This is a genomic window from gamma proteobacterium symbiont of Lampromicra miyakona, from assembly GCF_059730895.1.
Genome location: NZ_AP035933.1, coordinates 340390 through 351446 on the forward strand (window position 1 = coordinate 340390; position 11057 = coordinate 351446).

At 54.7% G+C, this 11057-nt stretch carries 9 protein-coding genes; 3 read left to right on the top strand and 6 right to left on the bottom strand.

The features are described from left to right. Positions 1 to 60: 60 nt before the first annotated feature. The 4 genes from AC6I8P_RS21030 to AC6I8P_RS21045 form a co-directional block, all read right to left on the bottom strand. Positions 61 to 2118 carry a pyrroloquinoline quinone-dependent dehydrogenase gene (locus AC6I8P_RS21030; RefSeq protein ID WP_498031347.1) on the bottom strand — a complete coding sequence of 686 codons (2058 nt, stop codon included), beginning with the start codon at positions 2116 to 2118 and terminating at the stop codon, positions 61 to 63. 31 nt (positions 2119 to 2149) lie between these two features. Then, a complete protein-coding gene (locus tag AC6I8P_RS21035; RefSeq protein WP_031280087.1) occupies positions 2150 to 2533 on the bottom strand; it encodes a hypothetical protein in 384 nt (127 codons plus the stop codon). A 353-nt stretch (positions 2534 to 2886) separates the two neighbouring features. Further along, complete coding sequence (locus AC6I8P_RS21040; protein ID WP_021509410.1) at positions 2887 to 3915, bottom strand: methionine synthase; 1029 nt, start codon at positions 3913 to 3915, stop codon at positions 2887 to 2889. Positions 3916 to 3942: 27 nt separating this feature from the next. Beyond that, complete coding sequence (locus tag AC6I8P_RS21045) at positions 3943 to 4926, bottom strand: DUF1852 domain-containing protein (protein ID WP_498031341.1); 984 nt, start codon at positions 4924 to 4926, stop codon at positions 3943 to 3945. A gap of 575 nt (positions 4927 to 5501) precedes the next feature. Between AC6I8P_RS21045 and AC6I8P_RS21050 the strand changes: the two genes are divergently transcribed. Next, positions 5502 to 6542, top strand: a complete 1041-nt coding sequence (locus AC6I8P_RS21050; RefSeq protein ID WP_159377720.1) for a tyrosine-type recombinase/integrase — start codon at positions 5502 to 5504, stop codon at positions 6540 to 6542. Between the two features lie 144 nt (positions 6543 to 6686). Next, the gene (locus AC6I8P_RS21055; protein WP_275030054.1) at positions 6687 to 8381 is read left to right on the top strand and encodes a thiamine pyrophosphate-binding protein; all 1695 of its coding nucleotides are present in this window, start codon (positions 6687 to 6689) and stop codon (positions 8379 to 8381) included. Here the strand turns inward: AC6I8P_RS21055 and AC6I8P_RS21060 are convergent. Together AC6I8P_RS21060 and AC6I8P_RS21065 are read right to left on the bottom strand one after the other, a co-directional pair. Continuing rightward, on the bottom strand, positions 8371 to 9291 hold the full coding sequence (locus tag AC6I8P_RS21060) for a LysR family transcriptional regulator (protein ID WP_104187328.1): 921 nt from the start codon (positions 9289 to 9291) through the stop codon (positions 8371 to 8373). The genes AC6I8P_RS21055 and AC6I8P_RS21060 overlap by 11 nt on opposite strands. Before the next feature lie 124 nt (positions 9292 to 9415). Continuing rightward, positions 9416 to 10318 carry a LysR family transcriptional regulator gene (locus tag AC6I8P_RS21065; RefSeq protein ID WP_104187330.1) on the bottom strand — a complete coding sequence of 301 codons (903 nt, stop codon included), beginning with the start codon at positions 10316 to 10318 and terminating at the stop codon, positions 9416 to 9418. 137 nt (positions 10319 to 10455) lie between these two features. Between AC6I8P_RS21065 and AC6I8P_RS21070 the strand changes: the two genes are divergently transcribed. Next, a complete protein-coding gene (locus AC6I8P_RS21070) occupies positions 10456 to 11049 on the top strand; it encodes a UbiX family flavin prenyltransferase (protein ID WP_104187331.1) in 594 nt (197 codons plus the stop codon). The last annotated feature ends 8 nt before the right edge of the window (positions 11050 to 11057 follow it).

Below are 11057 nucleotides of genomic sequence, written 5' to 3' on the forward strand. Positions count from 1 at the left end.
ATTGCGGGCATAAAAAAAGTGGGGCACCGTGGCCCCACTTTGTTGGTTTACTGCGCTGGGTTATTCCGGCAGTGCGTAAACCACCACCTGATCGCCCACCTGATCCTTCAGGATGGTGTTACCACCGGCGACAAAGGCAACATACTGCCGGCCTTTGTATTCATACACCGAGGGGTTGGCAACCGCGGGCGCTTCGACCTGATCGGACCACAGCTCTTCGCCGCTATCCAGTGAATAGGCGCGTACTTTGGCATCCATTGAGGCACCGATAAAGATCACGCCGCCGGCGGTGACTGCCGGACCGCCAATGGTTGGCGAGCCCCAGCTTTCCGGCATGAAGAAGCCGTACTGCTGCGACGCGCCGACCGGACGACGCCATTTCACATCACCGGTGTGCATATCCAGCGCCACGATCTCGCCAAACGGCGGCTGCCAGCACGGCATGCCGAGCCAGTTATTCGCCACCATCAGGCGCAGGCCGTAAGGCGCACCTTCCTGCGGGGCGAAACCACTCTCGTTACCCGAGCCGTTATCGGCCTTGTCGTAATCGGCGCGGCTGTACAACTTCACGTATTGCACGATGTGAGAGGTATTCACGATGGCGATCTGTTTTTGCGGATCGAACGCCACGCCGCCCCACTGCACGCCGCCCGCGCTGTCCGGATAGGTCAGTGCGCCTTCGCCTTTGGTGGTCGGCGGCGTGTACATGCCGTCATAGCTCAGTTTATCCCACAGGCGTGAGCACTGACCGGCACCAACAATATCGGCCAGTTTCCAGATCGCCGGTTTTTTGGATTGATCCAGCAGCGGTGCCGGTTTGGTCGGAAACGGCTGGGTCGGCGACAGTTTCTCGCCCTGCACCGAACCATCGCCCTGCGGCACCGGACGCTCCTCAATCGGCCAGACATCTTCACCGGTCAGGCGATTGACCACAAACAGGAAACCCTGCTTGGTGGCCTGAATCAGCGCCGGAATCTGCTTGCCGTTCACGGTAATGTCCATCAGCGTCGGTGCTGAGTTGATGTCGTAATCCCACACATCATGATGCACCCACTGTCGCGACCACACCACTTTGCCGGTATTTACATCCAGCGCAGTCGTGGAGGTGCCGAGCGGAATTGGATCGACGCGGTTGCCGCCCCAGTAGTTTGGCGAAGGTGATGACACCGGCAGATAAACCAGGCCATGCGCTTCATCGGCCGACATGTGGGTCCAGACGTTAGCCGTGCCGGTGCGCGGGCGAATGCTGGCCGGGATGGCGTCAAAGGTCCATTCGCGTGCCCCGGTCTGCGCGTTGATTGAAAACACCGTGCCCGGCGGCGCTTCTGCGTAAGCCCAGTCTTTGCCCGCCCAGCCAACGATCAGGTGTTCACCCACCACCGTCGGCGGCTGGAGCAGAGACAGCGGGAATTTAGCGTTAACCGTATTCCACTGGTTGACGTTGAGCACGCCTTTATCCGCAAAGTTTTCGCACGGCTTGCCGGAATCAGCATCCAGGGCATACAGCTTGCCGTCAACGGTGCCCATATAAACGATTTTCTGGCAGGCCTGACCTGCCTGCGGATTTTTCGCCTGCCAGTAGGAGACGCCACGATTTTTCAGCACCGGCTGCGTCAGCGCCTGGCGTGGCGCTTTAGTATCGTAGTGCCACTTCTCCTTGCCGGTGCCCGGATCCAGCGCAATCAGCCGATCAAATGGCGTGCCGATGTACAGCGTATCGTTGGCAAAAATTGGCGTGGCGGACCAGACGGTCGCCGGCGTGTCGCCCTTGCCATCCGAAACGTCACCGGTGTGAAACTCCCAGATTTTTTTCAGCTTGCTGACGTTGTCAGCGGTGATTTGTTTCAGCGGGCTGTATTTCTGCGCGTTGAGCTGGCCGTGAAAACTGTCCCACGTCGCCGTGGAGGGCACCAGCGGCGTGGCCGGCTGGCTGGCAGAGGCCACTTTCTCGCCGTCGCGCTTGCCGCTGGAGACATCATCAGTGGCGTGCGTGGTGCCGGGCGCCTGCTGATCGGCCGCATCCACGTTGAGTTTCTCCTGCGTACCCATCGACGCCTCAGCGGCTTTATCCTCGGCGCGTAGCGTGGCAGGTGCCATCAGCAGCGCCAGGGCGGTCATGCCGACTTTGAGCAGCGGAATGTATTTTTCATTATGCACGGTTAGCTCCTTGTGCAGTGGCGTGGCGAACGCGATGCGCCGGATTGCGCGCCAGCATAATCAGACCCATCAGCCCGATGACCATCGCCAGCGTAATGATCCCCTGATGCAGCAGCGCGGCAGCAAAACCGATCGCGCATAGCAGCAGCAGCGTGATGACGATCAGGAAAATGCGCCCGGCACGGCCGGTGGCCGCGCGCAGCAGAAAGGTCAGCACCGCCAGGACGACGCTGGCAATGGCGACGCCCAGCGCGCCAATGGTGCCGGTAACACCGGTGAGTGGCGTGAGCCAGGCATACAACGCGACAGCAAAGCCGATGAGTGCCGCCAGCAGCAGCAGTAAACTGCCCAAACGGGAGGATTGAGATTGCAACATACCAGGAAGTCCCTAAAGGATGAAAGCACAGAAAAAAGCGTGTACTGATGAGTCAATGCGGCTGTTGTTCGCGCGGGCTAATCAAATTAACGCCAGCGCAGCGTGAAAAGCAGCGGCATATATCACTTCGCGTTGCTGAGTATAGACGATGATATTCAGGCTGCCCGCCGGAGTAGATGCAGAGCAGGAATCAGATAAAAATGGGGAATTTGTAATGGTCGGAGCGTGTATTTATAAAGGATAATTTAGCGAGGCCAGACAGGCGGCACGGCAAGGATGTTGATTACCGACGCTCAGGCCGCAGGATATTTAAACCCTGCGGACTGAGTAAGAGACAAATAAGGCGTTACGCGTTAGCCCTGCAGTTCTTTCCGCACAATTTCTGCGCCGGCACTTAATGCCTGCAGCTTACCGTAAGCCACATGACGCGACAGTGGCGTCATGCCACAGTTGGTGCTTGGATAAAGCTTATCGGCATCCACAAACTGCAGCGCTTTACGCAGCGTGGCAGCCACTTCTTCCGGTGTTTCGATGGTGTTGGTGGCGACATCAATCGCGCCAACCATGACTTTTTTACCACGAATCAGTTCAATCAAATCCATCGGCACGCGTGAGTTCTGACACTCAAGCGATACAATATCAATGCCGGAACTCTGCAGTTTCGGGAAGATCTCTTCATACTGACGCCATTCAGTGCCCAGCGTTTTTTTCCAGTCGGTGTTGGCTTTGATGCCGTAGCCGTAGCAAATGTGCACTGCGGTTTCACATTTAAGGCCTTCAATGGCTCTTTCCAGAGCGGCAATGCCCCAGTCATTCACCTCGTCGAAAAAGACGTTAAACGCGGGCTCGTCGAACTGAATAATATCAACGCCAGCGGCTTCTAATTCGCGCGCTTCCTGGTTGAGAATTTTAGCGAATTCCCAGGCCAGCTTCTCACGGCTTTTATAGTGATCGTCATACAGCGTGTCGATCATGGTCATCGGGCCAGGCAACGCCCATTTGATTGGACGCTGCGTCAGCTGACGCAGGTATTTAGCATCATCGACAAAGACCGGTTTCTGCCGGCTCACTTCGCCCACGACGCCGGGTACGCTGGCATCATAGCGATTACGGATGCGCACCGTTTTACGGTTTTCAAAGTCAACGCCGTTAAGGTGTTCGATAAAGGTGGTGACGAAGTGCTGGCGCGTTTGCTCACCGTCGCTGACGATATCAATACCGGCCTGCTGCTGGTCGTCCAGACATAAACGCAGTGCGTCCTGCTTGCCCTGAATCAGCTCATCGCCCTGCAATTTCCACGGCGACCATAATGTCTCTGGCTGCGCCAGCCAGGAAGGTTTTGGTAAGCTGCCAGCCGTTGACGTTGGTAATAATGTTTTCATTAATCAATAACCTTATTTATTCGTTAATCAAAGAGCGAAATGATCAGACCACTGTTTCAGAATGCTGTGGTAAGGCTTAATAAACTGCTCTTCGGTAAATTTGCCCTGCTCAATCGCCAGGCGGGTACGCTCTTCGCGATCGTAAACAATTTTGGTCAGCGAGTGATCCTGATGATGCAGGTCTGGCTGATATTCAATGCCCGCCGGTGAATTCGCATTGTAAATCTCCGGGCGGTAAATCTTCTGGAAGGTTTCCATGGTACTGATGGTGCTGATCAGCTCCAGATTACTGTAATCACTGAGCAAATCACCGGCGAAATAGAAGGCGAACGGCGCCACGCTGTTGGCCGGCATGAAATAACGCGCCCTGAGTCCCATTTTGGCGAAATAGAGATCGGTCAATGAAGATTCATTTTGCTGATACTCAATGCCCAGCACCGGATGCTGGTTACCGGTACGACGGTAAATATTTTTGCTGGAGACGCTGAGGCAAATTACCGGCGCTTTGCGGAAGTTGGATTTATAGGTTTCTGAGTTGACAAAATGGCGGAAAATATTGCCGTGCAGCACGCCGAAGTCATCCGGAATACTGAAACCGGAACGGCCTTTATTATGCTCGGACAGCAGAACGCTGAAATCATAATCACGCACGTATGAAGAGAAATTGTTGCCGGTGATCCCTTCAATGCGCTCACTGGTTTTTTTATCAACGATGTTGGTCTTCAGGATCTCAATCGCCGGAAAGCTTTTACCCTCACCGCCTGCACCCAGATTCATCTCCACAGAGATGATATCCAGTTCAACCGCATAGCGATCGCCTTTCGGGTTGTCCCAGTTCGCCAGCGAATTGAAACGGTTGTTCATCATGATCAGCGCGTTGCGCAGATTCTCTTCACGATTGCTGCCGCGCGCCAGGTTGGCAAAATTGGTGGTAATGCGCGTATCTTTGGAGGGATTGTAATTCTCATCGAAGCGCGTGCTTTTTATACTAAAGGTAAAATCATTTTTCATCGCGAGCGGGCATCCTGATTTCTGCTTGCAACCTGACGCTTTTCTCTCCTTTACCGGAGTTCTCAAAACGTTTACAGGTTTGCAAATTCAGCAGTGGTCATATTGTCGAAAATATTTAACATGACCTTAGTTATGCCAGAGTCCCTGCGAGAGGAAAAGTGATTAAATTTCAAAGCAAGATGAGCTAACTTCATGTTGCCTGCGCCAGGCTCGCGCTGAGGGTAAGTAAGCAAAGGTTGGGCAAAAAACCTGCAAAATCAGGCGCTAATCTGCGCTATCACACTGCCCATCCTTAGCCTGACAGCTGACGGGGCGTTTGTCAGGTGAAAAAACTTCACCATCGCCGTTTTTCATCCCCTTTAGCGCTGTCCATCCAGATTTTCAGCGGTTAGAATAGCTGACTTCATATAATTGGCATTATATGAAGTCAGGATCCGCAGGATCATTACCTTTGGTTAACATGACGCAGTGTGTCAGTGCCACGCCGTGCATAAAAAACCGGCACCGCTACGTTAAATCTGGCGGGTGATGACCCTGCTACATGCATAGAATTCACGTAGCGACGTCATAAATTAATGAGTAAAACGGACACCCTGCCCGGGATTACCGCCAGCCCGGCCCTGATGCACAGTATTGATGAGGATATTGCTGAACGCCTGAGAGAATTTGTCAGTGATAAAGAGGCGTTTTCTGATAACACGTGGCGACAGTTGCTGAGCGTTATGCGGATCGGCAGCCGCTGGGCGACGGAACATGGCCGGCAATTTTTTCCGATGGATCCTGCCGATCTGCGTGATTACCTGCTGTGGCTTCAGGCATCGGGACGCGCCTCTTCTACCATCGCGACTCATGCGGCATTAATTTCCATGTTACACCGTAACGCCGGTCTGGTGCCGCCCAATGTTTCGCCGCTGGTGTTTCGCGCGGTGAAAAAAATCAATCGCAGCGCAGTGATAGCCGGTGAACGTGCCGGTCAGGCCATCCCCTTTCGCATTCGCGATTTGCTTAAGCTGGACCAACGCTGGGCGGGCTCTGACCGCCTGCAACAGCAGCGCGATCTGGCATTTTTGCATGTGGCTTACGCCACGCTGTTACGCATCAGTGAACTGAGCCGCCTGCGGGTGCGTGACATTTCGCGTTCGGCCGATGGCCGTATCATTCTTGATGTCGCCTGGACCAAAACCATTGTGATGACCGGGGGACTGATTAAGGCACTCGGCGATCTCTCATCACAACGTCTGACCGAATGGCTGGTGGCATCCGGGCTGATCGCTGAACCCGACGCGTTCATTTTTGGCCCGGTGCACCGCGCCAACCAGGCGCAGATTGTCTGCGATAAACCGCTCTCGACCCGCGCGCTGGAGGATATTTTCGTCCGTGCGTGGCGTGAAGCGGGACCGGGCACCGGCTTGCAACCCAATAAAAATCGCTATCGCGGCTGGTCGGGACATAGCACCCGGGTCGGTGCCGCCATCGACATGGCCAGCAATAAGTACAGCACCGCGCAGATCATGCAGGAAGGCACCTGGAAGAAGCCGGAAACGGTGATGCGCTATATTCGCCACGTTGATGCGCATGCCGGGGCGATGGTGGATCTGATGAATGGGCATCTTTAATCACGCGGCTTTGCCTTATAGTCATACCTTTTAGGGTATCAAACAGGCTAATCTTAGTATTGGAATCAACGCTCACCCTGCTTCTAAGATAAATTCAGCCCGGAAACTGGCGGATTATTAATCGATAGTCAGAGGTGAACAACGATGAATAAACCCATTGCAAAATTAAACGACACCCCGGTACGCCGCGGTGGTGATGTCCTGCTGGAAGTGTTAGAGAGCGAAGGCGTTGAGTATGTGTTCGGTAACCCAGGCACGACTGAATTACCGTTCATGGACGCCCTGCTCAGAAATCCCAACATCAACTATGTGCTTGCCTTGCAGGAAGCCAGTGCGGTTGCGATGGCCGATGGTTACGCGCAGGCTGCCGGGAAGCCTGGTTTTCTCAATCTGCACACGGCCGGCGGTCTGGGACACGGCATGGGGAATCTGCACAATGCGGTTTGCTCGCAAACGCCATTAGTGGTGACGGCTGGCCAGCAGGATTTACGCCACAGCATCACCGATCCCCTGCTGTTGGGGGATTTAGTGAGTATGGGTAAGATTTTTTCCAAATGGTCGAAGGAAGTCACCAGCGTTGACCAGCTGCCAATCCTGGTTCGCCGTGCTTTTCATGATGCGGACGCTGCGCCTAAAGGCCCGGTTTTCCTCTCTTTACCGATGGATGTGATGGAAGCCATGAGCTCCGTTGACATCGGCGCGCCGTCTAACGTTGATCGTAAAGCGGTCGCAGGTTCACTGCCGCTGTTAGCCAAAAAGTTAGCCGCCTTCACCCCTGGCAAGGTCGCGATTATTGCCGGCGATGAGATTCATCAAAGCGGCGCGGCTGCGGAAGTTGTCGCACTGGCTGAGTTGCTGGCCGCTGACGTTTATGGCTCAACCTGGCCGAATCGGATTCCGTATCCCACCGCGCATCCTCTGTGGCGAGGCAATCTCTCTACTCAGGCGACGGACATTGCCAAAGCGCTTGATCAATACGATGCAATCTTTGCGCTCGGCGGTAAATCGCTCATCACCATCCTCTACACCGAGGGGCGTGCCGTGCCGGAGCATTGTAAAGTGTTCCAGCTCTCAGCTGATGCCGGCGATTTGGGACGAACTTATCGTAGCGAGCTCTCAACTCTCGGCGATATTAAATTATCGCTGGCGGTGCTGCTACCTGAGCTGAAAGAGGCTACCGCGCATAATCGCCCGGATTATCAGCGTCGTTTCGCGGCTGCGGCAGCACAGTTCGAACAAACTAAAGAGAACTTATTACAGTCGGTACAAGAGCAGCAGTCGGCCACGAAGATCACGCCATTGATCGCCGCATTTGAGGCCGCGCGCGCTATTGGTCCGGATATAACAATTGTTGACGAGGCCATTGCGACCTCAAAATCGCTGCGTAGCTCGCTGTCGAGTCACAGAGCAGATCAATATGCTTTTATGCGCGGTGGCGGTCTGGGCTGGGGCATGCCCGCTGCAGTGGGGTATTCCCTCGGACTGGGCAAAGCCCCTGTTGTCTGTTTTGTGGGGGATGGTGCGGCAATGTATTCGCCTCAGTCGCTGTGGACCGCCGCCCATGAGCAATTGCCGGTAACCTTTATTGTGATGAACAATACTGAATATAATGTTCTTAAGAACTTTATGCGGTCTAAAGAAGATTATACGTCGGCGCAAACCAATCGCTTTATCGCCATGGATTTGGTAGATCCGGTGATTGATTATCAGGCACTTGGCACCGCGCTGGGGCTGAAAACGCGTAAGATTGAGGTGGCTTCACAGATCGCTGCGGCTGTCGAGGAGGCTATCGCCAGCGGTAAACCCAGCCTGATCGAAATCGTGATTGCTAAGAACTGATGCGGGTGTCCGATGCCGTGCTTAACTCCTCTGCGAGGGCACGGCATTGGTTAACAAAGTGTTCCAGCGCTGGATTTTTATTACCAGAAGACCACATCAGGATATTTTCGATAGTATTTGCGTCCGCAATTTTCCGATAATTAATGCCTCTTATCTGCGCCGTCGCCATACTTGCCGGAATGATGGCCACCCCTAATCCATGAGCGACGAAATTAACGATGGTTTGCTGGACCGAAACCTCAACGCCAATATGGGGACTAAAACCGGCTTTCAGGCACTGATTAAAAATCCTGTCATAAAGCAGCGGCGACATAGGGCGAGGCACAATGATAAACGGGTCATTGGCCAGCGTTTCCAGGGTGAAATTTTCAACATTGGCCTGGGGATGATCCGCAGGTAGCGCGACAATTAACGGTTCACGCAATAACACCAGCGAATTAATCGCGGAGCTGGTGACTTCCGAAAAGCTGATCGCAACGTCCAGCCGCCCATCCTCCAGCGCAGCGTTTAACCCGGTCGGGATCATTTCCTGAAATTGCAGATCAATACTGGGGTAATTCATTCTGTGTTTCATGACCAGTTGCGGCACCACACTGTACGATGCGTACATGGTTGCGCCCAGCTTAATCAATCCCATTTGCCCTTCTGAAACAGCCTGCACATTATTACACGCCTGCTGCATCATTCTTAATACGGCGTAAGCATCTTTTAAAAATTGCTCGCCGGCAAAGGTAAGTTTCATGCCTTTGGCATTACGGGTAAAAAGTTTCGCACCCACATCACGTTCGAGCTGGGCTATTTGTCTGCTTAGCGGTGGCTGCGAAATATTCAGCTTTTCTGCTGCCCGGCCTATATTCCCCACTTCTGCCACGGTACAAAAACTCATTAGCTGATTCAGTGTTGGCTTCATGACTGCGCTTCTCACGCATAATCTGACAATAGATGACGTCAGTGAATCACAACTTAGCCGATATGGCATAGCAATTCGCCATATTGATCCCCATAACGCCGCTGAGGCTGGAATGGCCGGCTGATTACGCAGCGGGTTCATCACCATAGTGTGACTGCGCGTACCCGGCAAAGCGCCGGATCTCCGGGTTGGCCGCGCCGGTTTTCCAGCACAGGTAGAGTGCCGTCGTGACATCCTGCTGCGCCAGCGGCAGCAGTGCCACATCCTGCCGCAAAAATCTCTCCGGTGCGTGGGGGATGAAGGTCACGCCCAGACCCAGCGCAGCGAGGTCAACGGCTGTGGCCACATCGCGCGCGCGGAGCACGCTGGCGGGAATCTGCCTGGCGGCGGTATAGAGATTAAGCACCGCGCCACCCAGCCCGATACCTTCCGGATCTTCCTGCAAAATCAGCGGCTCCGCTACCAAATCAGCCAGCGAGACGCAGGCCTGCTGCGCCAGCGGATGGTCGTCGGCCAGCACCGCACACAGCGAGGTTTGATGCAGAATTTGCCGGCTAATCTGGCGACGTTCCGGCAGCGGCCCGCGCAGGATGCCGATATCCAAATCGCCGCTCTCCAGCAGGCTTAGCTGTTGGTTGACGCTGTACTCCACGGGTTGCAGCGCGATCTGGGGAAAATCACGTCTGAAGGCACGGATAATTTTGACCAGCGCCGGCTCCAGCATGGACGTGCCCACATAGCCAATGCGTAACATGCCGCGTCGCCCGGCGGCCACCTGCTTAATCGTGTCCTGCAGATGCTCCACACGCTGCACCGTCTGCTGGACTTCCCCGAGCAGCAATACGCCTTCGCGCGTCAGACTCACCTTACGCTTGTCGCGCGCAAATAACTTCACGCCCCACTGCTGCTCCAGTGCCTGAATATGCTGAGACAATGCCGGTTGCGTGAGGTTGACCACTGCCGCCGCCCGCGCGAAATGCAGCGTATCGGCGAGTGCCAGAAAAGAACGCAGCTTACGGTAATCCATGCCACACCTGATAAGGATTCGTTATTAATAAAACCATAATACCAATTAGACCATGATTAGCGAGCGCATTATCTTTGCCAGCAGGACGGCGACGGCAGGAACGCGCCGGAAAATTTTTGCCTTTCACAGGAGGCCTTATGCGCATTATTGTCGGCGTAACCGGTGCCACCGGTGCCCCACTCGCGCTGCGATTACTGCGGCAGCTGGCGGACATTCCGCACATCGAAACGCATCTCATTTTGTCACGCTGGGGAAAAGTGACGCTGGAACATGAAACCAACTGTTCTCTCAACGACATCAAACAGCTGGCCAATGTGTTTCATCCGGCCGGTGACCAGGCCGCGACTATCTCTTCGGGCTCATTTGTCACCGACGGGATGGTGATTATTCCCTGCAGCATGAAAACGCTGGCCGGTATCCGCAGCGGGTATGCGGAAGGGCTGATTGGCCGCGCCGCTGATGTCGTCCTGAAAGAGCAGCGCAAACTGATTCTGGTACCGCGCGAAACCCCGCTTAACACCATTCATCTGGAAAACATGCTGGCGCTGTCACGCATGGGCGTCAGCCTGATTCCGCCTGTGCCGGCCTGGTACAACCATCCGGCCACAATCGCCGATGTGGAAAATCATATCGTGGGTCGCGTGCTGGATCAGCTTGGTATCGACACTGCTGGCGCCACGCGCTGGCAGGGTTTGCATCCCGCCAGTGATGACCAGACACTCTCAAACTAAGGAACAGC